This window comes from Caulobacter sp. GW821-FHT09B08 (assembly GCF_059418225.1).
This window is the reverse complement of sequence record NZ_JBWKPL010000006.1, coordinates 160,318-184,161: the sequence shown is the minus strand read 5'-3', so window position 1 is coordinate 184,161 and position 23,844 is coordinate 160,318. Positions and strand designations below refer to the sequence as shown.

Genomic DNA, 23,844 nt, shown 5'->3' with positions numbered 1-23,844 from the left:
CCGACGTATGGCGGCTTACTTGCCGGCCGCCTTGGGACCGAAGATCCAATCGATGCGGTCGTCGGTCAGCGTCTTGGGCGTGGCCGCCTTCCAGCTGGCGGCGGCGTTGACGTCGCCCTTGCCGTCATAGGCGGCGTACTGCGGGTAGGCGTAGAGCGGGCGCTGGCGCATGACCGCGCCGGCCGCGTCCTTCTGGGTGGCGACGACGCCGTTCGGGGCCTCGCCCTTTTCAACCCAAGCCATGATGGCCGGCATGAAGTCGAAGGTGTTGGGTGCGTCGCCGCCACGGCAGTGGAACATCCCTGGCACCATGAACAGCCGGAACCAGCCGCGCGTCTTGTCCAGTCCGCCCTGACGACTATGGACCTGGGCGTAGTAGTCCAGGGTGTTCAGCGGCGAGACGCCTTGGTCGGCCCAGCCGTGATAGACGATCAGCTTGCCGCCGCGCGCCTCGAAGGCGGTCAGGTCGGGGGCCATGTCCGGCGCGACGGGGTCGTAGCGGGTGAGGGCGTCCTTGATCTTCTCGATGTCGGCGTCGAAGTCGAAGTCGCGATAGGTGAACGCGGACGGCGGGTTGGGCGTGAAGTTCAGGAACCGCTGGGCGCCGTCGGCCAGGGTCAGGCGGTCGTCGCCCTTCCAGGCGCCTTCGCTGCCGAAGGTCTCGCCGCCCGGGAACAGGCGCTGGCCCTTGCTGTTGCGCGGACCATCATAGACCTTGGCCGCCGCCGCGATCTGGGCGTCGCTGAGGCAGGTTGGGCCTTCGCCGCCGTCCTTGCAGCGCACGGTCTTCAGGTCGAACTTGCAGGCGCGCGGGTCCATGATGATCCCGTCCTTGACGCCGTCGATCCCGTCGCAGGCGGCGATGACCGCCTTGTGCAGCACCCGCAAGGTGTCGTCGGACATCACCGGGGTATTGTCGGGCTTGAGCAGATATTGCGCGTCCCAGGTGTTGGCGATGGCGCCCAGTCGGCCCGCGAAGGCCGGGTCGCCCGAGATGACGCCGTCGAAGTCCTCGGGATAGTGCTGGGCCTCCATCAGGCCCTCGCGCCCGCCCGTCGAGCAGCCCCGGAAATAGGCGTAGGCGGGCTTGGCGCCATAGAAGCGCTCGACGATGGCCTTTGAGGCGATGGCCGAGACGTGGGTGGCGCGACGGCCGTAGTCGCGGCGCGCGTCGGCGCTTTCGCCCCAGAGGGGGTCTCGCAGGAAGTTGCCGACATGGCCCATGTTGTTGGCTGAGACGGCGAAATCCTTGGCCAGCACGTCGCCGCAGTTCTGGATGTTCACGCCGCCGCAGAAGCCGCCGCAGCCGACTTGGAAGTAGCGGCCGTTCCAGGTCTTGGTCGGCAGGCGCAGCTCGAACTGGATCTGCGGCTGCACATAGCCGGTGATGGCGCAATATTCCGGAGTCCCGCCGGCGGCGGGCACCAGCTTGGCCGCGGTGATCGAGGTCGGCGCGCCTTCGAGGCGTGAAAGATCCCAGCCGATCACGCTTTCGCAGGCGACGCTGGCGCTCAGGTTCGCGTCGGTCGGGGCCTTGCTGAGCGGCGCGGCCCATGAGCCGGGCGCGGCGGCCGCATAGCCCGCGATGATCGCGATCCACAGTGTCCGACAGAAGGATTTCAATCGCGATGTCATGGGCGGCTCCCGATTGCGCAAGTTGCCAAACTTTGTATGACAATCAGACGATCATCAACGATGATGATCGCCGCGTCGAGAGCGCGGCCCAGGCGCCTAAAAGGTGGGCTGGGGCGGCTCCGGAGCGGCGCGGACATGAGCAATCGGATCGAAACGCCGGAGACAGGCCGTGGACGGAACAATGACTTCTGGTGGCGTTCGCGGGCGGGCAGTCGGCAGGCGGGAGCAGCCAGGACGATGAGCGAGTCGCACTTTTCAGGCGGGGAGGGAGGCCAGGCCGCGCCGCGGATCGGGCCGCGCGCGCCCGACCATCTGATCGTCATGCTGGCGGGGTCGAGACAGGGCGCCGACGACCTGCTGCCGGTCGCGGATGCGCTGGTGACGCGGGTTTCCCACGCGGCGGCGGTCATATTGACGCCGCCGCCGGGGCTCGGCGGCGAATGGTTCGTGGAGACCGGCGGCGTCGCGGACGCCCCCGCGGTCGACGCCGCCCTGGCGCGGCTGTGGCCCCGGGTCATGAAGGCCGCCGAATCCGAGGGCGTTCCTGTCGGCCGCCTATCGGTCTTCGGCTTCGGCCAGGGGGCGACCTTGGCCATGGCGGCCGCCGCAGCCGGTCATTCCTTCGCCTGCGTCCTGGCCCTCGCCGGACGCCTGGTCGGCGGCCTGAAGGCTCCTCGCACGCACGCGCCCGATCTTTTCATCGCGTACGGCGAGAATGACCCCATCGCGTCGCCGATCGAAAGCCAGCACGCGGCCGAGGCTTTCGCCAAGCGAGGCTACAGCGTCGCCCTGGTTCCTGCTCCTGGTCTAGGCCACGCGATCGGCGCGGAGCAGCTTCACTACGGCGCGTCGTTCTTAAGAGGCGCGATCGTTGAAAGAACGCCCTCGGCCTTGACTGGGGTCGCCGAGCGGATCCACTAGCGCGCACGGCAAGGACGCTACTGGTCGTTCGGAGACGGGCGAGTTTGCGGCAGGCCAGTCGATGAAGCCGAGGCCAGGGAATGGCTCGAGGGCCTGGTCAACGCCTCTCGGATTTTAGGTGATCGTGGAAGCTCGCAGCCTCGAAAGGCTAGAGGCGTAAAGCTGACCTGTTGAAAACTTCCAACAATCCCCTGGAGGGGAGAGGTGGCTCCGCGGGTAGGATTCGAACCTACGACCAGCCGGTTAACAGCCGGCTGCTCTACCACTGAGCTACCGCGGAACAGGTCGCCTCAGGAAGAGGCCGGGTGATAGCCGCCGATTTGACTCGGTGCAAGCGCATTCGGACAAAAAAACAGCCCGGTCGATGACCGGGCTGTGGAAAGTCAGTGATGGTGGGGTGTCTTCAAGAAAGACCAGTCGAAATTCGGCTTTTATGGTTAATCAGACCTTAATTCCGGCTGCGACCAAATGGCTCCTCAGGGCTTGATCAGGCCCACGGGGATCGACTTGGCGGCCACGGCGACGTCGGTCTTGACGGCCGTGTCGCGCGAGGAGGCGCCCAGGGCGACGGTGTAGGTTCCGGCCGCCACCGACCAGCCGTGGGCCTTCTCGTCCCAGGTGGCCAGCAGGCGCGGATCGACGGTGACGGTGACCTTGGTGGTCGCGCCGGGCGCCAGTTCGACCTTGCTGAAGCCGGCCAGGCGCTGCGGCGCTTCCCAGCCACCCGCTTTGGGCGAGACATAGACCTGGGGCACGGCCTTGCCGGCCCGCTTGCCGGTGTTCTTCACGTCGAAGCTGACGGTCACCGAGCCGCCCTTGGCCTCGGCCTTGAGGTTCGTATAGGCGAAGCTGGTGTAGGACAGGCCGTGGCCGAAGGCGAACAGCGGCTTGTGGCCCTTCTTGTCGAACCACTTGTAGCCGACCGCCGCGCCCTCGATCGTGTAGTCGACCGGGAAGCTGTCGTCGGGCTTGGCCGGATCGCCGTCCAGCACCGGACGCGGCAGCTGGGCCAGGTCGGCGGGGAAGGTGACGGGCAGGCGGCCCGAGGCGTCGACCTCGCCGGTCAGCACGCGGGCGATGGCCGTGCCGCCTTCCGAACCCGGATACCAAGCCTCGACCACGCCGCCGACCTTGCCCAGCCAGGGCATCAGGATCGGGCCGCCGGTCTCCAGCACCACCACGGTTTTGGCGTTGGCCGAGGCGACGGCGTCGATCAGGGCGTCCTGGTCGTTCTCCAAGGTCAGGGGGCTGTCGAAGGCCTCGCCGTTCCACTGGGTGGCGAACACCAGCACCAGGTCGGCGCCGGCCGCCAGCTTGGCGGCGGCGGCCTTGTCCTTGCCGTCGGCGTACTGGATGTCGGCGCCGGGCAGGCGGGCCTTCAGCGCCTTCAGGGGCGAGGAGGGGAAGTAGATCATCGGACCCGGCCAAGTGGCGGGGCCTTCGCCCTGCACCGCGCGGCCGCCGATCGGATAGACCTGCGAGGAGCCGCCGCCCGACAGCACGCCGACGTCGGCGTGGCCGCCGATGACGGCGATCTTCTTGGCGGTCTTCGCCCCCCCCTTTTCAGAAAGAAGGGGAAGCAGGCCGCCGTCGTTCTTCAGCAGGACGATGCCTTCCTCGGCGTCGGCCTGGGTGACCTTGGCGTGGGCGGCGTAGTCGATGGTCTCGATCTTCACCGGCTTTTCAACGACGCCGCTGGCGAACAGCCCGCGCAGGACGCGGCGGGCCATGTCGTCCAGGCGCGCCTGGCTGACCGCGCCGCTGGCCAGGTCGGCCTTGAGCGGACCCTGGAAGAAGGGCTGGTTGTCGAAGGCGTGACCGGCGGATTCCTGGTCGAGGCCCGCATTGACGGCCTTGGCGCTGGTGTGGGTCGCGCCCCAGTCCGACATGACGTAGCCCTTGTAGCCCCAGTCCTGCTTGAGCACCTTGTTGAGCAGGAAGTCGTTCTCGCAGGCCCAGTCGCCGTTGACCTTGTTGTAGGCGCACATCACCGAGTGCGGGTCCGACAGCTCGGTGGCGAACTGGAAGGCCAGGAGGTCGGAGGTGCGGGCGTCGGCCTCGCCGATCTTCACGTCCAGCACGAAGCGACCCGTCTCCTGGCCGTTCAGGGCGAAGTGCTTGATGGTTGAGACGATGGCGTTGGACTGGATGCCCTTGATCTGGGCTCCGACCATCTGGCCGGCCAGCCAGGGGTCCTCGCCGCCGTATTCGAAGTTGCGGCCGTTGCGCGGCTCGCGGACCAGGTTCACGCCGCCGGCCAGCATGACGTTGAAGCCGGACGAGCGAGCCTCGGCCCCGATCATCGCGCCGCCGCTCTGGGCCAGCTTGGGGTTCCAGGTGGCGGTGGTGGCGATGCCGGCGGGCAGGGCGGTGCGCTCGCGCTTGACCGGCTCGCCGCCCTGGGTGGCCACGCCGACGCCGGCGTCGGTCTGGAACTGGGCCGGGATGCCCAGACGCGCGATCCCCGGCACGTAGCCGGCCGAGCCGGGCAGGGCCTCGGGCACGCGCTTGTACTTGTCACCCATGTCGGCGCCGAAATAGCCGAAGATGATCGTCAGCTTCTCGTCCTGGGTCATGGCCTTGAGCGCCAGGTCGGCCCGGGCGTCGGCGTCGAGCTTGGGGTTCAGCCACGGGCGGTCGGCGGGGGCGGCGGCCGGCGCCTGAGCGCAGGCGGTCTGGGCCAGGGTGGCGGCGGAGACGCCGAGCATCAGGGCAAGGGGCAGGGCCCGCCAGGTCTGTCGGTTCATAGTACCTCCCGTTATGTCGACGCCCTCGAGGGCGCGTGTTGGATGGGCGTCAGCCGGCCTTGGCGGGGCCGGTGGATTCTCGGATCACCAGGCTGTGCTTGGTGAGGATGGTGCCCGCCGTCTTGCCCGCCGCCTCGTTGGCGTTCCAGGCGGCGAGGGCGGTGATGGCCCGCTGGGTCATCTGGTCGAAGGGCTGGCGGATCGTGGTCAGGGACGGCCAGATGGCCGCCGCGATCGGCGCGTCGTCGAAGCCCACCACCGACAGGTCGTCGGGCAGCTTCATGCCGCGCCGCTGGGCTTCCATGCAGGTGGCGGCGGCCATGTCGTCATTGGCCGCGAAGATGGCGGTGGGCGGGTTTTCCATGTCCAGCAGCGCCTGGGCGCCGGCCAGGCCACCCTTGAAGGTGAAGTCGCCCGGCACGATCAGGGCCGGATCGGGACGCGGCTTGCCGGCGGCGGCGTAAGCTTCGTTGAAGCCATTGCGGCGCAGGGTGCTGGCGGCGTGGTCCGGGTGGCCGGCGATGTGGCCGATCCGCTCGTGGCCCAGGCTGAACAGGTGCTCGACCACTTCGCGGGCGGCGGCGCGGTCGTCCATGACGATGCTGGGCGAATGGGAATCGGGGCTGGTGGGCGAGATCAGCACGCAGCGCACGTCGTGCTCGCGCAGCAGGGCCTTCAGCGGGGCGAAGTCGCATTCCGGCGGCAGCAGGATCATCTCGCGGATGCCGCCCTCGGTGACGAAGGCGCGGATGCGGTCCTGCCAGTCGACCATGTCGCCCTCGACCAGCTCGGCGGTCAGGTGGCGGCCGTTCTGCAGGCAGGCCACCATCAGGGCGTGGTGGACACGGGTCTGATAGCCGCCGCTGGGGTCGCCCATCAGGATGCCGACGGCCGGGGCGGCGTGCGAGCGCAGGCCCCGGGCCACGGCGTTGGGCTCGTAGTCCAGCGCCTGCATGGCGTTGCGCACGCGCTCGCGGGTCTTGGCGGTGACGCTCTCATGGTCGTTGAGCACGCGGGAGACGGTCTTGGGGGACACGCCCGCCCGCTGCGCCACGTCGTGGATCGTCGCCATTACCTTGTCGCACCCAGATTCGAAAAATCGGCTGCGCAGGGCCCGTTCGCGCGGGCCGCCGCTCCCCAGTGACCATCAGCCATAGCCCAGCGCGACAACGATGTCATGAGTGCGGACAAAAATTTGTCCTGTGTGACCGAGTTTCGAGCCATTTCAGGACATTTCAGGACATGTAGTCTCGACGATTCCGTTGGGTCGCATCGAAGTTTCTGTCTCGAAAATGTGTCTCTGGCGGGTTCTGGAGTCCCCGGGGTCATCCGAAATGTCCTCGACCATGGATTTCGAACACATTGTCGACACAATGTATTTATTCATCAAAAACAGTTAAATAGATGGATTTCAGTCCCGATTTTCCGGCGCTGGACCGTCCCGCTCATGCGCTCGGATTTCGCTTTCGTGCCGCTTCCCATCGCAAAATGACAACGTTGACATTTTGATTGACACGAACGGGACATTTATCGATCTTGCCATCACGGCTGGGGAGGGCGTGAGCCAGCGCATGCGTCGAGGGACGTGAGGGTCGCCAGAAATTTTCGCTTGAAACGCGGGCTCGCCGGGCAGGCCGGGGACCCATCAGCGCCAAGCGGAATCGAGACTAGCCCGCGTCGAAACCGGCGGGGGTGAACTGCCATAAAAACGTTTGGGGAGCGAAGATCTTGTCCAATCCACGAAACAAGTCCGCACTGGCCCGGGGCATGACCCTGGCGCTGCTGGCGGGCGCCTCGTCCATGGCCCTGGCCACGGGCGCCTACGCCCAGGCCGCGCAGGACGACTCCGCGCAGGTCGAGGAAATCATCGTCACCGGCATCCGCGGTTCGCAGATGCGTTCGGTCGACGTGAAGCGCCGCGAGGCCTCGATCGTCGACGCCATCTCGTCGGAAGACATCGGCAAGCTGCCGGACGTCACCATCGCCGACTCGCTGCAGCGTATTCCCGGCATCCAGATCAAGCGCGACGCCGGTGAAGGCGCGACCGTCAACATCCGCGGTCTGGCCCAGGTCATCACCCTGCTGAACGGCGAACAGTACCTCAGCGCCGGCAACATGGGCTCGGCCCAGCCGAACCTGCTGGACGTGCCTTCGCAGCTGATGAACCAGGTGCTGGTCTACAAGTCGACCGACCCGACCAACGCCCTGTCGGGCATCACCGGCACCATCGACCTGCGCACCCGTCGTCCGTTCCAGATGGAGCAGGGCCTGCAGATCGCCGGTGGCGCCGAAGGTCAGCGCGGCGAGCGCACCAAGGAAAACGACTACGTCGTCAACGGCCTGGTCAGCTGGCGCAACGAGCGCGTCGGCCTGCTGGTCTCGGCGGCCGCGAGCCGTTCGAACCTGGGCAACAACACGTCCGAGACCGTCGCCCTGTCGGGCAACAACGACTGGGGTGGCGCGGCCGCCAACAACTTCGTCTCGCCGCACGGCTTCCAGAGCTTCCACCGCGAAGTCGAGCGCAAGCGCATCGGTCTGAACGCCTCGTTCGAGGCCGACCTGGGCGAAGGCTTCACCCTGGTCGCCGAGGGCTTCTACGCCAAGCTCGACGAATACAACCGCGCCGCGGGCATCAACATCTCCAACCGCTGGGACGGCGGCGCCTACGGCGTGTGGACCGACCCCACCGACTTCACCAACACCGGACAGGTCAGCACTGGCAACGGCAAGCCCTGGCTGGCGGTCGACGAGTACGACATCGACGCCTGGTGGGTGAACAGCTTCTCGGTCAACCGCACCAGCAAGTCGGAGACCAAGAACTACAACCTGGAACTGAAGTACGACAACGGCGGTAACTTCACGAGTGAAGTGCGGGCCATCCGCGCCAACGGCAACCGTCTCAGCATGAACGGCCAGGCCCAGGGCGACCTTTCCAACTGGCAGTACGCGCCGGGTCGCTTCACCCTGTTCCGCAACGCCGACGACCGCACGCGCGGTCCGTTCTATCCGGCGGCGATCTGCGCCCAGTATCCGGCCTCGCAGCGCACCAACGCCGTCGTCGGCAGCGCCGGCGGCTGCTACCTGAACCCGAACCCGAACGGGTACGGCGCCAACCCGCAGCTGCACTACGACATCAGCGGCAACAAGGCCGTTTGGAGCGGCTTCGACAATCCGCTGGTCGGCGGTCTGGGCGCGGGCAAGACGCTCAAGGACTACATGGCCAACAAGGACAGCTACGCGATCGCGGCGTTCTCCTCGGAAGGCAACAACGAGATCGACTCGGACATGAACGTGTTCCGGGCCGAGGGGCACTACAAGTTCGACGACAAGTTCCTGGGCTTCGTCACCAAGATCGACGCCGGCGTTCGCCAGAGCGACCGCTCGGTCGCGGTCGAGACCTTCCACCTGTTCTCGCCGTTCTACGGCGGTACGCCGGGCGCCATCCAGGCCAACGGCACGCCGGTGCCGGCCGCGGGCTGCTTCGCCCAGTGGAAGGCCATCGACGTGGTCATGAACCAGGACCAGTGCCAGGCCGGCGAAATGGTCTCGAACCCGGCCGGCGGCGCGCCGATCTTCCAAGGCTACACCGTCAACCGTCCGACCAAGATCGACGCCTACAACAACGTCATCTGGATGGACGACCTGGGCAAGATCACCCAGGGCATCCCGGGCTTCTGGGTCGTCGATCCGAAGGACTTCGACAATGTCGCCGCCTTCCAGGAAAAGGTGTTCGGCGCGGCCGTCCGCTACCAGATCCCGGGCGCGACCTACGACGTGACCCTGAAGGAGCAGAGCGCCTACGCCGACGCCAACTTCGAGATCGGCAAGCTGTCGGGTAACATCGGGGTGCACGTCATCCAGACGCACCTGCTGGTGAAGCAGAACCTGACGGGCGCCACCCAGAACTACGGCGACACCAACCTGGACGTCGGCGACACCGTCAGCAGCCGCAAGTACACCGACTGGCTGCCGTCGTTGAACGCCGTCTACGACTTCAACGACCACCTGAAGTTCCGCTTCGCCTACTCCAAGACCATGCAACCGCTGGATTTGGGCAACTACGGCGGCGGTCTCAGCATCGCCACGGCCGACTGCGGCACCAAGCCGGGTCGCTGCGTGACGGGCGCCAGCTCGTCGGGCAACCCGAACCTGGATCCGTGGCGTTCGTCCAACTTCGACGGCGCGGTCGAATACTACTTCGGCAGCGCCTCGATGCTGAACGTTTCGGTCTTCAAGCTGAAGATCGACAGCTTCGTCACCGGCGGCACCACCACCGGCACGTTCAAGGACGAGGACGGCACCCCGCGCACCGTCAATGTCAGCCAGCCCATCCAGGGCGACGGCGGTTCGGTGAAGGGCCTGGAAGTCGGCACCAAGCTGGCCTTCAGCGACATCCTGACCGATGGCGGCTTCTTCTCGAACTTCGGTGTCGACGCCAACGCCACCTACTCGCCCAGCTCGGAGTCGCGCCTCGGCCTGGACGGCAAGAAGCTGCCGTTCACCGACAACTCCAAGTACCAGTACAACCTGGTCGGCTGGTATCAGGACGACAAGTTCCAGGCCCGCGTGGCCTACAACTATCGTACCGACCGCCTGAGCAGCGTCACCGGCAGCTCCGGCGACAACCTGCCGATCTTCCAGGACGCCACCGGCTTCGTGGACGTGAACCTCAGCTACAATGTGCGCGACAACGTCGTCGTCTACGTGAACGGCTCGAACGTCACCGGCGAGATCGAGGACTACTACGTCAAGTTCGCCAAAGGGCAGACGCAGTACGTCGGTCAGAACCAGTTCGAACCCCGCTACACCATCGGCATCCGCGCCAAGTGGTGATCCAGATCCGGAGCGCGACCGCCTCGACTTGAGGCGGTCGCGTCCCGGGGACTTTGACTGCCCCGCGTCTTTCGAAGGCTCGCCGACGAAAGACGCTTTACCTCCTCCCTGCGGGCCGCTGTGACCCCCTGTCACGGCGGCTTCTTTTTTCTCGCGGGGCGGCTAGCATGAAGGCCAGACGGGCGGTTCGAACGTCCGCGCCGGAAGCCGCCGAGAGCTTCCCGTAAGCGTAAGGGGAGCAGGCATGCAGGATCGACGCATCCGGAACATCGTCATCGTGGGCGGCGGCACCGCCGGCTGGATGGCGGCCGCCAGCCTCAAGCATCATTTCGGCGCCGCGCCGATCGACATCACCCTGATCGAGTCGTCCGAGATCGGCACGATCGGCGTGGGCGAGGCCACGATCCCGACCATCCGCCGTTTCTACCAGGCCATGGGCCTGTCCGACATCGACGTGCTGCGCGCCACCGGCGGCACCTGCAAGCTGGGCATTCGCTTTAACGACTGGCTGAAGCCGGGCTCGTCTTTCATCCATCCGTTCGGCCTTTACGGCCAGGACCTGAAGGGCGTGTCGTTTCATCACTACTGGATGCGCCTGCGAGCCCTGGGCGAGGCCGCGCCGCTGGGCGACTATTCGCTGGGCGCGGCCCTGGCGGCGGGCGGCAAGTTCACCACGCCCTCGCGCAATCCGCCGTCGTCGCTGTCGGTGTTCGACTGGGCCCTGCATTTCGACGCCAGCCTGTTCGCCCGGCTGATGCGCCAGGTGGCCGAGCAGAACGGCGTCCAGCGCATCGACGCCAAGATCGTCAACGTCAACCTGCGCGGCGAGGACGGCTTCATCGAGTCGGTCGATCTCGACAGCGGGACAACGGTTTGCGGCGATCTCTTCATCGACTGCTCGGGCTTCCGCGGCCTTCTGATCGAAGAGGCCCTGCACACCGGCTACGAGGACTGGAGCCAGTGGCTGCTGTGCGACAGCGCTTTGGCCGTGCAGAGCGAGGGGAAGGGCGCGCCGCCGCCCTATACCGACGTCACCGCCCGCCCGGCCGGCTGGCAGTGGCGGATTCCGCTGCAGCACCGCTACGGCAACGGCTACGTCTATTCCAGCCGCCACACCTCCGAGGAGGACGCCCGCAAGGTGCTGACCGGGTCGCTTGACGAGCGCCTGCTGCACGAGCCCCGCAAGATCGGCTTCAAGCCCGGCCGCCGCCTGAAGGCCTGGAACAAGAACTGCATCGCCCTGGGCCTGGCGTCCGGCTTCCTGGAGCCGCTGGAAAGCACCAGCATCGCCCTGATCGAGACGGGCATCGAGAAGATCAAGCAGCTGTTCCCCAACCGCGACTTCGACCCGCTGATCGTCGACGAGTTCAACGAGATGTCGCGCCTGGAGATGGAGCGCGTGCGCGACTTCATCATCCTGCACTACAAGCTCAACCAACGGCCCGACGATCCCACCGGCTTCTGGACGCATTGCCGGGAGATGTCGGTCCCCGACACCCTCCAGAAGAAGATGGACCTGTGGCGCGCCCAGGGTCACTTCATCCGCTATCGCTGGGAGATGTTCTCCCAACCCAGCTGGCTGGCCATCTATGCCGGTTTCGACATGCTACCGGAGACGTACGATGTCAGCGTCGACGGCGTCGACGCCGGCCAGTTGTCGGCCGCCCTGGCCGAAATGCGCAAGTCCGTGGCCGAGACGGTGGCGGCCGCCCGCACCCACGGCGAATTCATCGAACAGTACGCCCGGCCCCAGCCGGTCGCGGCCGAGTAGGACCCCTCATGGCTCACCTCAACAAGATCGTCATCGTCGGCGGCGGCTCGGCCGGCTGGATCTGCGCGGCCATGCTCAGCCACTATTTCCAGAAGGGACCGACGCAGGTCGAACTGGTCGAGTCCGAAGAGATCGGCACGATCGGGGTGGGCGAGTCCACCATTCCGCCGTTCCTCTCGCTGATCCGCACCCTGGGCATCGACGAGCGTGAATTCATTCAGGAAACCCAGGCCGCCTTCAAGCTGGGCATCCGGTTCGAGAACTGGCTGGAGAAGGGCGACGCCTACTACCACCCGTTCGGCGAGATCGGCGGGCCGCTGGAGGTCAACGAGTTCTACCAGTGCTGGCTGCGCGCCAAGCAGAACGGGCATCCGTCAGGCCTGCAGGACTTCGCCCCCACCTCGGTGATGGCCGACACCGGCAAGTTCATGCTGCCGTCCCTGGCCCAGAACACCATCATCTCCCGGGGCAACTACGCCCTGCACGTGGATGCGCGGCTGGTGGCCCTGTACCTACGCAAGTTCGCCGAGGCCCGGGGCGTCAAGCGCACCGAGGGCATCGTCACCGACGTTGTCACGCGCCCGGACGGCGGCGTCCAGAAGGTGATCATGAAGGACGGCCGCGAGGTGGAGGGCGACTTCTTCATCGACTGCTCGGGCTTCCGCGCCCTGCTGATCGGCAAGACCCTGAACGAGCCCTATCGCGACTGGTCGGACGTGCTGCTGTGCGACCGGGCCATCGCCTGCCAGACCGAGAACGTCGGCGCTCCCCATCCCTACACCCTGGTCCAGGCCCAGGACTTCGGCTGGCGCTGGCGCATCCCGCTGCAGCACCGTGCCGGCAACGGCTATGTCTTCGCCAGCAAGTACCTCAGCGACGACGAGGCCATCGCCACCCTGCTCAAGCAGGTTCAGGGCGAGGTGGTGCTGGGTCCTGCGGTGATCCCGTTCAAGACCGGGGTGCGCGAGCGCCCCTGGGTCAAGAACGTGGTGTCCATCGGCCTGTCCTGCGGCTTCATCGAGCCGCTGGAGTCCACGGCCCTGCACCTGATCTACCGGGGCATGGACTATCTGCTGCGCTTCATGCCCGACATGGACGCCGACCAGACCCTGGCGGCCGAGTACAACCGCCGCATGGTCGCCGACTACGAGGAAATCCGCGACTTCATCGTCCTGCACTATGTGACCACCCGGCGCGACGACACCGCCTTCTGGCGTGACTACCAGAAGGTGGATGCGCCCCAGACGCTCAAGGATCGCCTGGCCCTGTTCAAGGCCAGCGGTGTGCTGCGCGACGGCGTCGACGACATGTTCCGCGCGCCCAGCTGGCAGTCGGTGATGGAGGGTATGGGCATCCGGCCCGAGCGTTACCAGCAGCTGGTCGATCGCATTCCGCTGAGCGTGATCATGAACCTGATGGACAAGTCCGCGCCCATGCTGGCCAATTTCGTGGCCACCTTGCCCAGCCACGAAGAATTCCTGCGCACCTACTGCCCGGCCGAGCCGATCAAGCGTTCGGCTTGAGGGGCTAACGCCAGGCCTTGGCCTGGGTGACCGTCGCCGGCTGGGCCAGCACGGCGTCCAGCGGCAGGCCGCCGACGGTGCAAGTCGCGACCTTCACCGCGCCGCCGCCTACGATCTGGCAGGTCAGGGACCGGGAGAAGGCCGCCGCCATCAGCCGCTCGCGGTCGGCGGGCAGCACCGTCGGGGCAGGGGAAATCCGCAGTGGAATCCACTGGTCGGGCGTGGGGCCTTGGGCGACGCAGAGGGTGGTTCCGTCGACCACGTGCAGCACGGGTCCGGTGACAGTCTGGCCGGCCGCGGGGGCCGGGGCGCGGCAGGTCTGGGCCAGGGCCGGCGTGGCCACGGACGCCGCCGCCAAGACGACGGCCGCCACGCTCGATCCGGTCCAACCCCTGGCCATCGCCGATCCATCCTTCAGACCCGGACTCAACACGGGCCGCCGCCGCGTGTTCCGCGTGGAGCGCCTTGAAACCACGGGCGTTTGTCGTTCGCCGCTCAAGCGGGCGCGACGGGATGGATTTTAGGCGCCGAACGCGCGGCGGGCTTGTACGGGCGTGCTAGAGATCGGCGACTCGTGCGATCCGGGGCGCGAGGGGCGATGGGAGAATTCCGCTGGCGACGGTGAAGCGTACGGGCTCGAAGAAGACCCTGACGACGGCCAACCTGGCGGCCCTGGGCGCCGAGCGGCTGGCGCAGCTGCTGATCGACGTCGCCGAGGGCCACGCCCAGATCAAGCGCCGCCTGCGCCTGGAACTGGCCGGCGAGATCGGTCCCGAGGACCTGGCCGCCGAACTGGCCAAGCGCATCGACGCCGTCGCCGACAGCCGCGCCCGCATCCACTGGCGCAAGCACAAGGAGTTCGTGCGCGAGCTGGACATGCAGCGCGCGCTGATCGCCGGGCGCCTGGCCGAGCTGGACCCGACCCTGGCCCTGCCGACCCTGCTGCGCTTCCTGGGCCTGGCCGAGGGGGTCTTCCACCGCACCGCCGACGCCAAGGGCGAGATCGAGGCGGTGTTCGACGCGGCGGTCGACGACGTGACGGCCGTCGCGGCCACGGCCCTGCCGGACCCGCGCGCCTTGGGCGACCAGCTTCTGGACCTCTTGGTCCATGGCCGGGCGGGCCTGGGGCCGCGCGTGCTGCGCAACGCCCTGCCGGCGCTGGGCGTCCAGGGCGTGGCCGTGTTGCGGGCGCAGGTCGAGACAACCATGGCCTCGCAGAAGCGGGTCAGCGGCGCCCTGAAGGCCGCCGTCCAGGTGCTGGCCGACGCGCAAGGCGACGTCGACGGCTATATCGCCCAGTTCACCGACTCCCAGGCCGTGCTGCCGCCCATCGGCGCCCAGATCGCCCGACGGCTGACGGCGGCGGGGCGCTTCGACGAGGCCCTGGCGGCGCTGGACCGCTCGACGCCAGGTTCGTTCACCCAGCTGGTGGGGGCGGTGCTGGGTCGCCCCACCGCGCCAGGCCCCGGCGCCCTGGACTGGGAGGACGCCTATATCGAGGTGCTGGAGGCGCGCGGGCAGGGGGATCTGGCCCAGGAGATGCGCTGGACCAGTTTCGAGCGCGGCCTGTCGGTCGAGCGCCTGCGCGACCACCTTAGGCGCCTGGCCGACTTCGACGATGTCGAGGCCGAGGACAGGGCCCTGGCCCACGCCGAGGACTTCCACGATGTGCACGCGGCCCTGGGCTTCCTGATCGCCTGGCCCGCCTGGGATCGCGCCGCGCGGCTGGTGCTGCGCCGCTGGGCCGACCTGGACGGCGACCGTCCCGAGCTGCTGGAGCCCGCCGCCCGGGCCCTGGAAGGCCGCCATCCGCTGGCCGGCACTTTACTGCTGCGGGCGATGATCCTCGACACGGCCCGCTACGCCCGCACCACCCGCTACAAGGACGCCCAACGCCAACTGCTGGAAGCCGCCTCCCTGGCCCCGGCCATCGCCGACTGGCAGGGCCACGAGGACGCCGACGCCTTCGCCGCCCGCGTCGCCGGGTTCCGGCGCTGGTGACCCCTCAGCGCTGAGCCAGCGCCCCCGCGAAGTCGATCACGCACACCACGTCGTATTGCGGATGCGGCCCGCACGAGACGCCGGCCAGCTGGTAGGCGCGGCTGAAGATGTTCAGGCGGTGGCCGCGGTTGGGCACGCCGCTGTCGATGATCAACTAGCGCACGACATTGGTGGCCGTGCCGGAGCCGTAGCTGATGTTCTCGGCGGACAGGCCCGCCCAGACGCCGTTCTCGCGCAGCCTGCGGCCGAGGCCGCCGGCCGCGCCGTGACCCACAGCGCCGCTGCCGGCCTGGGACCGGGCGTGTTCGCGGGCGGCGGCGGCGATGCGCCGGTCGCCTTGCAGCGGGGCCAGGGGCTGCTGGCGCTCCAGAAAGTCGATGGCCTCCTCCAGCGCCGCGCGGTCGCCGAAGTCGTCGACGCTGGGATCGCGCCGCAGTTCGCGGGCGTATTCGGCCGGATGGGCGCGGGCGTAGTTCATTTCGGCCAGCACGGCTTCGTCCAGCGAACCGGCGAGGGCGGCGGGGGCGACGGCGAAGCAGGCCAGGCCGGCCAGCGTCGCGAGACAGGTCTCGCGGCGGAAAAAGAGCATGTACGCGCTCTCCCAGAATCGGACGCCCCACATCGCCTCTAGCATGCGCGGGCGGGGCGGGGAGGCGGGCCGAATGTCGCGCCCGGACAATCGGCGAAAAGCCTCGATTGCCTAGAGACGAGCGGCGGACCTATAAGCGGGCTGAAAGTCTAGCCCTTCGAGGGAATCCATGAGCTCCGATTTCGCCGCCGCGCGCCTGAACATGGTCGAAAGCCAGATCCGCACGGCCGACGTCACCGACCTGCCCCTGCAGGACGCCCTGCGCGTCGTGCCGCGCGAGACCCTCGTGCCGGCCGGCAAGGGCTATCTGGCCTATGCCGACGCCGACGTCGAATACGCCCCCGGCCGCTGGCTGCTGCGCCCGCGCGACGTGGGCAAGCTGCTGCAGCACCTGCGTCCGCGCGAGGGCGACAAGGCCTTGGCCATCGCCGCCCCCTATGCGGCGGCCGTGCTGGAGACCATGGGCCTTTCGGTCACCCGCCTGGACGGCGACGACCTGACCGCCGTGCCCGGCGCGAACTACGACGTGATCATCTGCGAAGGCGCGGTGCCGCGCGCTCCGGCCAGCTGGACCAAGGCCCTGGCCGTCGGCGGCCGCCTGGCCGTCATCGAGCGCGAAGGCCCCGTGGGCCGGGCCGCGATCTACGTCCATGCCGAGGACGGCGTGGGCCGTCGCGCCGTGTTCGACGCCACGCCGCCGCTGCTGGCCGGCTTCGCGGTCGAGCCGGGCTTCGCCTTCTGATCGATACGGTCCGGAAACCGATCCGCAACGTCTGCGTGAAAAAAGCTTAACTAGCGGCCTATGGCCTCTCGCCTTACAGCCGATGATATAGAAGGCGGCCGCCGCGTGTGTCTGGCCAGGGTTTCGTGGGGATGAAGTTGATGTCGAACAGCCGTCGCGCCGCATTGTTGGCCGCCGCTTGCAGCATGGGCCTGATGGCGGGGGCGGCTTCGGTCGCCAGCGCCGAGACCCTGACCGACGCCCTGGCCCTGGCCTATCAGACCAACCCCACGCTGCAGGCCCAGCGCGCCAGCCAGCGCGTCACCGACGAGGGCGTGGTCCAGGCCAAGACGGCGTTCCGTCCAACCTTGAACGGTACTGTGGACGTGACCGGCTCGAAGACGCACCTAGCCGATCCCGTCTCTACGGGCACGACTATCGTCAACGGCCAACTGGTCACGAGCTATCGCAACACCGATGAGCGTAGCGGCAGCGGTGCCGGTCTGGCTCTTGCTCAGCCGCTCTATACCGGCGGTCGTGCGTCCGCCAGCTTGACTGCCGCCGAGGCCGATGTGCTGGCCGGTCGAGAGGACCTGCGCAGCGTCGAGCAGTCGGTGCTGGGCAATGTCATCCAGGCCTATGTCGACGTTCGCCGCGACCAGGAACGCCTGCGCATCGCCCAGGAGAACGTCACGGTCCTGAGCCGTCAGCTCGAGGAATCCAACGCCCGCTTCGAGGTCGGCGAGATCACCCGCACCGACGTGGCCCAGTCGGAGGCCCGCCTGGCCTCGGCCCGCGCCAGCCAGTCGTCGGCCCAGGCGATCCTGGCCGCCAGCCGCGCGTCCTACGCCGCCGTGGTCGGCCAGAACCCCACTGACCTGACGCCCGAGCCGTCGCTGGCGGCCCTGCTGCCGACCAGTGTCGAACAGGCTTTCGACCTGGTCGACAGGAACAACCCGCAGATTCAGGCCGCCCGCTATGCCGAGCAGGCCGCTGCGGCTCGCGTGGCTCAGGCTAAGGCCGCTTATCGTCCTACGGTGGCCGCCCGTGCGGGCTACGACCTGGACGCCAGCCGGATCAATGGCGTTGGCGAGCAGTTCAACGACTTTAGTCGCGCGGCCAGCGGTTCGGTAACCGCTTCGATCCCCTTGTTCACCGGCGGCCTGACCGCTTCGCAGGTGCGCGCCGCCAAGGAGCGCGAGAACGCCGCCCGCATCGCGGTCGAGGGCGCCAAGCGCTCGGCCCTGCAGCAGATCTCCACCGCCTGGAACAACTTGCTGGCCTCGCGCGCCAACCTGGTCTCGAACGAAGAGCAGGTCCGCGCCACCAAGATCGCCTTCGAGGGCGTGCGCCAGGAGCAGCAGGTGGGCCTGCGCACCACGCTGGACGTGCTGAACGCCCAGCTGGAACTGGCCAACGCCGAGGTCGCCCTGGTGGTGGCCCGCCGCGACGAATACGTGGCCAGCGCCAGCGTCCTGCAGGCCATGGGCGTGCTGAACGTCGCCAACCTGGCCCCCGACGTCGAGCGCTACGACCCGGTCAAGTCGTACGACAAGGTCAACCACGCGTTCGGCTGGGTGCCGTGGGAGCCGGCGATCCGCGTGATCGACAAGGTCGGCGGCCCGTCGACGGCCGTCCAGGGCGGCTCCGAGACCCGCGGCAAATAGGGCGAATTGGCGCGCTTGCGATGCTTGAGCTTGCTTAAGCCGCGCAAGTCTGCACCATCGGCCCATGCGCCCGTTTGAGGCGCACCAGGATTCGTACCCCTTCGAGACGGCCCGCACATGTCCGACCAGACCTCCCAAGAACCGACGATGGAGGAGATCCTCGCCTCCATCCGACGCATCATCTCGGAAGATGACGCGCCGGCGGAGGCCGCTGCGGCTCCCGAACCGGAACCGCCTCCGCCCGCTCCCGAGCCGGAGCCGGTCGAGGACGACGTCCTGGAGCTGACCGATCCGATCGACCCGCCCGCGCCGGTCGAGACCATGGGCGACATCGACGTCTATTCGCCCGAGCCCGAGCCGGAACCCGCGCCGCCGCCGCCTCCGCCGCCCGAACCGGCCCCCACGCCGGTGTTCTCGCGCGACGAAGTGGCCGACAACCTGGTCGGCGATCACGCCTCGGGCCTGGCCGCCAGCGCCTTCGGCAGCCTGAGCTCGGCCCTGCTGATGCCCAAGGACGGCCGCACCCTCGAGGATGTCGTGCGCGAACTGATGCGCCCGCTGCTCAAGGAGTGGCTGGACCAGAACCTGCCGCGCATCGTCGAGTCCAAGGTCGAGGAAGAAGTACACCGCATCGCCCGCGGTCGCGGCTGATCCACGACCGACCTCTCGCCTCAGGGCGAGTGACGGGCGGAAAATTCGAAGGCGGTCGCTCCGGCGGCCGCCTTTTTCCGTCCTAAAACCCACATGAACCGAGGCCCGAGGTTTCGTCCGACGGCCGCAGATGGCATATCCACCGCGCCATGCTTGAAAAGACCTTCGATCCCAAATCCGTCGAACCGCGCCTCTACGCCGCCTGGGAGGCCTCCGGGGCCTTCAAGCCCAGCGAAGCGCCGGGCGCCGAGGCGTTCACCATCGTCATCCCGCCGCCGAACGTGACGGGCAGCCTGCACATCGGCCACGCGCTGAACAACACGCTGCAGGACGTGCTGACGCGCTTCCACCGCATGCGGGGCAAGTCGACCCTGTGGCTGCCGGGCACGGACCACGCCGGCATCGCCACCCAGATGGTCGTCGAGCGCCAGCTGGCGGCCGCCGGCAACATCGGCCGCCGCGACATGGGCCGCGAAGCCTTCGTCGAGAAGGTCTGGGAATGGAAGGCCGAGAGCGGCGGGACCATCACCAACCAGCTGCGCCGCCTGGGCGCCAGCTGCGACTGGTCGCGCGAGCGCTTCACCCTGGACGAGGGCCTGTCGGCCGCCGTCCGCAAGGTGTTCGTCCAGCTCTACAAGCAGAACCTGCTTTATCGCGACAAGCGCCTGGTCAACTGGGACCCGCAGTTCCAGACCGCCATCTCCGACCTCGAGGTCGAGCAGAAGGAGGTCGACGGCGCCTATTGGCACTTCGCCTATCCGCTGGCCGATGGCGTAACCTTCCAATATCCGGTCGCGTTCGACGAGGACGGCAAGGCTACCGAGTTCGAGACCCGCGACTTCATCGTCGTGGCCACCACGCGTCCGGAGACGATGCTGGGCGACACCGCCGTGGCCGTCCATCCGTCGGACGAGCGCTACAAGGACCTAGTCGGCAAGGAGGTCGTGCTGCCGATCGTCGGCCGCCGTATCCCGATCGTCGCCGACGACTACGCCGACCCGACCAAGGGCTCGGGCGCGGTCAAGATCACCCCGGCCCATGACTTCAACGACTTCGGCGTGGGCAAGCGCCACGGCCTGCCGGCGATCAACATCCTGACGCCGGAAGCCCGCCTGAACGACGCCGTCCCGGCCGAGTACCAGGGGATGGACCGCTTCGTGGCCCGCAAGGCCATTGTCGCCAAGGCCGAGGAAGACGGCTGGCTGCGCGAGATCGAGAAGACCAAGCACATGGTCCCGCACGGCGACCGTTCGGGCGTGGTCATCGAGCCCTATCTGACCGACCAGTGGTACGTCGACGCCAAGACCCTGGCCCAGCCGGCCCTGAAGGCGGTGGAAGAGGGCGCGACCGTCTTCGAACCCCGCCACTGGGAAAAGACCTACTTCGAGTGGCTGCGCAACATCGAGCCCTGGTGCGTCTCGCGCCAGCTGTGGTGGGGCCACCGCATCCCCGCCTGGTTCGGCGAGGACGGCCACATCTTCGTCGAGGAGACCGAGGAAGAGGCCCTGGCCGCCGCCATCCTGCACTATGGCGACGAGGCCCCGATCCTGAAGCGCGACGAGGACGTGCTGGACACCTGGTTCAGCTCGGCCCTGTGGCCGTTCTCGACCTTGGGCTGGCCCGAGAAGACCGAGGATTTGGCGCAGTTCTATCCGACCAGCACCCTGGTCACCGGCTTCGACATCATCTTCTTCTGGGTGGCCCGGATGATGATGATGGGCATCCACTTCATGGGCGAAGTCCCGTTCAAGCAGGTGTTCATCAACGCCCTCGTCCGTGACGAGAAGGGCGCCAAGATGAGCAAGTCCAAGGGCAACGTGATGGACCCGCTGGTCCTGATCGACGAGCTGGGCTGCGACGCGGTGCGCTTCACCATGACCGCCATGTCGGGCCAGGCGCGCGACATCAAGCTCAGCAAGCAGCGCATCGAGGGCTATCGCAACTTCGGCACCAAGCTGTGGAACGCCTCGCGCTTCGCCCAGATGAACGAGTGCGTCCGCGTCGAGGGCTTCGATCCCTCGACCGTGACCCAGCCGGTCAACCGCTGGATCCGCGGCGAGGTCGTCAAGACGGCCGCCAAGGTGACGGCGGCGCTGGAGGCTCCGTCGTTCGACGTGGCCGCCGACGCCCTCTACAAGTTCATCTGGAACGTCTTCTGCGACTGGTACCTGGAGCTGGCCAAGCCGATCCTCAACGGCGACGACGCCGAGGCCAAGGCCGAGACCCGCGCCACGGCCGCCTGGGTGCTGGACGTGATCCTCAAGCTCCTGCACCCGGTGATGCCGTTCATCACCGAGGAGCTGTGGGACAAGACCGCCGAGTTCGGCGCGCCGCGCGCCGGCATGCTGATCGTCGAGCAGTGGCCCGAGCTGCCGGAAGCCTGGATCGACGCCGAGGCCGAGGCCGAGATCGGCTGGCTGGTCGACACGGTCGGCGAGATCCGCTCGATCCGCGCCGAGATGAACGTGCCGCCGTCGGCCAAGCCGCCGCTGTCGGTGATCGGCGCGGGCGCGGAGACCAAGGCCCGTCTGGCCCGTCACCGCGACCTGCTGCTGACCCTGGCCCGCCTGGACAGCGCCCGCGAGGCCGAAACGGCCCCGGCGGGTTCGGTGCCGATCGTGCTGGGCGAGGCGACCGGCGCCCTGGCCATCGCCGAGTTCATCGACCTGACGGCCGAGAAGGCCCGCCTGACCAAGGAAATCGCCGGCCACGTCGGCGAGATCGAGAAGGTCGGCAAGAAGCTCGGCAACCCCGACTTCCTGGCTCGCGCCAAGGAAGAGGTGGTCGAAGAGAACCGCGAGCGCCTGGCCGAGGCGGAAGCCGCGAAGGCCAAGCTGGAAGCGGCGCTCGCGCGGCTTCAGGCAGTGGGGTGATCCTCGGCTGGGGACACACGCATGCGTGTGTCCCCAACGGTGGGCTCGACTACTTCTTCACGCCCAGCATGCCCTCGAGTTCGGCCTTGCTGGCGTTGATCAGGACCGCGCCGTCGCGGACGGCCAGCATGGCGACGTCCACCGCGAAGGTCTTGTCGTCCATCTTGATGGTGGCCAGCGTCTTGCCGCTGGCGTCGGCCTTGACCTCGGCGACCGAGCCGATGACCGCGCCGGTGCTGTCCTTCACGTCCTGGCCGGCGGCCACGGGGGCAGGGGCGGCGGCCGGTGCGGGCGCGGCCGGGGCGGCGGTTTGAGCAAGGGCGGGGGCGGCGACGGCCAGCGTCAGGGCGGCGGCGGAGACGGTCAGAAACGAACGCATGCGAATTCCCTTGTTTACGCGATGTCTCGCGAGATCGCGTTACGCTGGGTCAGCAATGGGGCCTCGGCGCGACGCCGATGCGGTCGAAATGGGTCGCGATCCGAACCGCGTTCGCTCAGCGGCCTCGACTCAACGTCCGTAGACCGCGTCGCGGACCTCGCGGGTGATCTGGCCGTTCATGCCCTCGAACGCGGTGTTGGTCATGATCACCACGGTCAGGCCGTTCCTGGGATCGACGAACCAGTTGTGGCCATAGACCCCACCCCAGGCCAGGGTTCCCGCGCCCTGGGGCGTCTTGCCGGCCGCCGGATCGTCCAGCACCGCCCAGCCATAGCCGAAGCCCCAGCCGGGGCCCTGGGTGGCGGCCTGCACGCCGACCTGGTCCTTGGTCATCTCGGCCACGGTGGCCGGCGCCAGGATCGGGCCGCCGCCCGCGCGGATCGCCTCCAGGAAGGCCAGGACGTCGCCCGCCGTTCCGACCATGCCCGCGCCGCCGGACGGGAAGGCGGTCGGGTCCAGCGCGCGGCTGGGGGCGTAGCGGAGATTGCCGACCTGCTGGTTGTCGGTCATGCGCGTGGGCGCTGGCTGGGCGTTCAGATAGGCCCCGGTCAGGCGGGCGGGGTCCTTGGCCACGAAGCCGGTGTCGGCCAGGCCCAGCGGCCCTGTCACGGTCTCGGCCACTACCTGGGGCAGGGGCTTGCCGGTCGCCTTCTCCAGCACCGCGCCGAGCACGTCGACGCCGAGGGAGTAGCGCCAGGCCGTGCCGGGCGGGTAGGCGAGGGGCGCCTGGGCCAGGCGCTCCAGATTCTGGTCCAGGGTCAGGCCCGACAGGTCGATGCCGTCCGACACGCCCAGCCGGTGATAGGCGTGCGACGGCCCTTCGGAGAGGCCGTAGGTCAGGCCGCTGGTGTGGGTGAGAAGCTGGCGCAGGGTGATGACGGGCGTGGTTCCGTCGGCCAGCTTCGGCTTGAAGTCCGGCAGCCAGCGGGTGACCGGGTCGTCCAGGCCGATCACCCCGTCCTGGACCAGCTTCAGGGCGGCGGCCGAGACGAACGGCTTGGTCACCGACGAGAAGCGGAAGATCGCGTCCTGCGTCATCGGTCGGTTCGCCTCGCGGTCGGCCAGGCCGGCGGCGCGGCGGTAGACGACCTTGCCGTCCCGGGCCACCAGCACCACCGCGCCCACCAGCCGGCGCTCGGCGACGGCGCGGTCGAGGGCGGCGTCCAGCTTGGCCGCCAGGGCCGCGTCGGGGGCGTAGGCGATGGTCGCGGGCTGGGCGAAGGCGGGCGGCGCGGGCGTCGCCAAGGCCAGGCCGGCGGCGGCCGCGAGGCCTAAGATCCACGAACGCATGCGACGACTCCTACTCACCCGTCCTGACTTAGGCGAGGTCGGGGCGAGGAGCCAGGGGTGAAACTCACCCTACGTCACCCGACAAAATCGCCTTCTAACTTATCAATGTTCCCTTACGTTCGAACAGACGTTTGCATCCCGCTTCGGCCTGTGCTTTCTCAGGTCCGAACGCGCTCGTTCAGC

At 68.1% G+C, this 23,844-nt stretch carries 17 protein-coding genes and 1 tRNA gene; 9 read left to right on the top strand and 9 right to left on the bottom strand.

Going from position 1 to position 23,844, the window contains the following annotated elements; all coding sequences use genetic code 11:
* Positions 1-15: 15 nt before the first annotated feature.
* Positions 16-1,623, bottom strand: coding sequence for a tannase/feruloyl esterase family alpha/beta hydrolase (locus AC07OA_RS17795; protein WP_494665145.1), 1,608 nt, complete (start codon positions 1,621-1,623; stop codon positions 16-18).
* A gap of 249 nt (positions 1,624-1,872) precedes the next feature.
* On the opposite strand from AC07OA_RS17795, the gene AC07OA_RS17790 reads away from it, so the two are divergent.
* A complete protein-coding gene (locus tag AC07OA_RS17790) occupies positions 1,873-2,556 on the top strand; it encodes an alpha/beta hydrolase (protein WP_494665144.1) in 684 nt (227 codons plus the stop codon).
* A 205-nt stretch (positions 2,557-2,761) separates the two neighbouring features.
* On the opposite strand, the gene AC07OA_RS17785 is transcribed toward AC07OA_RS17790, so the two are convergent.
* The 3 genes from AC07OA_RS17785 to AC07OA_RS17775 all read right to left on the bottom strand — a co-directional run bounded on the left by AC07OA_RS17785 (position 2,762) and on the right by AC07OA_RS17775 (position 6,375).
* Positions 2,762-2,836 (bottom strand) — tRNA-Asn (locus tag AC07OA_RS17785).
* A 196-nt stretch (positions 2,837-3,032) separates the two neighbouring features.
* Positions 3,033-5,303 carry a beta-glucosidase family protein gene (locus tag AC07OA_RS17780; RefSeq protein WP_494665143.1) on the bottom strand — a complete coding sequence of 757 codons (2,271 nt, stop codon included), beginning with the start codon at positions 5,301-5,303 and terminating at the stop codon, positions 3,033-3,035.
* Between the two features lie 49 nt (positions 5,304-5,352).
* Positions 5,353-6,375: a LacI family DNA-binding transcriptional regulator gene (locus tag AC07OA_RS17775; RefSeq protein WP_494665142.1), complete on the bottom strand. Its 1,023-nt coding sequence runs from the start codon at positions 6,373-6,375 to the stop codon at positions 5,353-5,355.
* 695 nt (positions 6,376-7,070) lie between these two features.
* Here AC07OA_RS17775 and AC07OA_RS17770 point away from each other — a divergent pair.
* From AC07OA_RS17770 to AC07OA_RS17760, 3 genes are all read left to right on the top strand, one after another.
* Positions 7,071-10,136, top strand: a complete 3,066-nt coding sequence (locus AC07OA_RS17770) for a TonB-dependent receptor (RefSeq protein ID WP_494665327.1) — start codon at positions 7,071-7,073, stop codon at positions 10,134-10,136.
* A 244-nt stretch (positions 10,137-10,380) separates the two neighbouring features.
* Complete coding sequence (locus AC07OA_RS17765) at positions 10,381-11,907, top strand: tryptophan halogenase family protein (protein ID WP_494665141.1); 1,527 nt, start codon at positions 10,381-10,383, stop codon at positions 11,905-11,907.
* Between the two features lie 8 nt (positions 11,908-11,915).
* On the top strand, positions 11,916-13,430 hold the full coding sequence (locus AC07OA_RS17760) for a tryptophan halogenase family protein (RefSeq protein WP_494665140.1): 1,515 nt from the start codon (positions 11,916-11,918) through the stop codon (positions 13,428-13,430).
* Positions 13,431-13,434: 4 nt separating this feature from the next.
* Here the strand turns inward: AC07OA_RS17760 and AC07OA_RS17755 are convergent, their stop codons facing one another.
* Complete coding sequence (locus tag AC07OA_RS17755) at positions 13,435-13,830, bottom strand: hypothetical protein (RefSeq protein ID WP_494665139.1); 396 nt, start codon at positions 13,828-13,830, stop codon at positions 13,435-13,437.
* 221 nt (positions 13,831-14,051) lie between these two features.
* Between AC07OA_RS17755 and AC07OA_RS17750 the strand changes: the two genes are divergently transcribed.
* Positions 14,052-15,431, top strand: a complete 1,380-nt coding sequence (locus AC07OA_RS17750; RefSeq protein ID WP_494665138.1) for a DUF6880 family protein — start codon at positions 14,052-14,054, stop codon at positions 15,429-15,431.
* A gap of 4 nt (positions 15,432-15,435) precedes the next feature.
* On the opposite strand, the gene AC07OA_RS17745 is transcribed toward AC07OA_RS17750, so the two are convergent.
* Positions 15,436-15,585, bottom strand: coding sequence for a hypothetical protein (locus AC07OA_RS17745; protein ID WP_494665137.1), 150 nt, complete (start codon positions 15,583-15,585; stop codon positions 15,436-15,438).
* A complete protein-coding gene (locus tag AC07OA_RS17740; protein WP_494665136.1) occupies positions 15,586-16,020 on the bottom strand; it encodes a CAP domain-containing protein in 435 nt (144 codons plus the stop codon).
* A 169-nt stretch (positions 16,021-16,189) separates the two neighbouring features.
* On the opposite strand from AC07OA_RS17740, the gene AC07OA_RS17735 reads away from it, so the two are divergent.
* The 4 genes from AC07OA_RS17735 to AC07OA_RS17720 all read left to right on the top strand — a co-directional run bounded on the left by AC07OA_RS17735 (position 16,190) and on the right by AC07OA_RS17720 (position 21,932).
* A complete protein-coding gene (locus AC07OA_RS17735; protein WP_494665135.1) occupies positions 16,190-16,762 on the top strand; it encodes a protein-L-isoaspartate O-methyltransferase family protein in 573 nt (190 codons plus the stop codon).
* Between the two features lie 140 nt (positions 16,763-16,902).
* The gene (locus tag AC07OA_RS17730; protein ID WP_494665134.1) at positions 16,903-18,408 is read left to right on the top strand and encodes a TolC family outer membrane protein; all 1,506 of its coding nucleotides are present in this window, start codon (positions 16,903-16,905) and stop codon (positions 18,406-18,408) included.
* A gap of 117 nt (positions 18,409-18,525) precedes the next feature.
* Positions 18,526-19,059, top strand: a complete 534-nt coding sequence (gene popZ, locus AC07OA_RS17725) for a pole-organizing protein PopZ (protein WP_494665133.1) — start codon at positions 18,526-18,528, stop codon at positions 19,057-19,059.
* A 149-nt stretch (positions 19,060-19,208) separates the two neighbouring features.
* A complete protein-coding gene (locus tag AC07OA_RS17720; RefSeq protein ID WP_494665132.1) occupies positions 19,209-21,932 on the top strand; it encodes a valine--tRNA ligase in 2,724 nt (907 codons plus the stop codon).
* Positions 21,933-21,981: 49 nt separating this feature from the next.
* On the opposite strand, the gene AC07OA_RS17715 is transcribed toward AC07OA_RS17720, so the two are convergent.
* Positions 21,982-22,311 (bottom strand): hypothetical protein, encoded by a 330-nt coding sequence (locus AC07OA_RS17715; protein ID WP_494665131.1) that lies wholly within the window; start codon positions 22,309-22,311, stop codon positions 21,982-21,984.
* Between the two features lie 129 nt (positions 22,312-22,440).
* On the bottom strand, positions 22,441-23,661 hold the full coding sequence (locus AC07OA_RS17710) for a serine hydrolase domain-containing protein (RefSeq protein WP_494665130.1): 1,221 nt from the start codon (positions 23,659-23,661) through the stop codon (positions 22,441-22,443).
* Positions 23,662-23,844 lie beyond the last annotated feature (183 nt).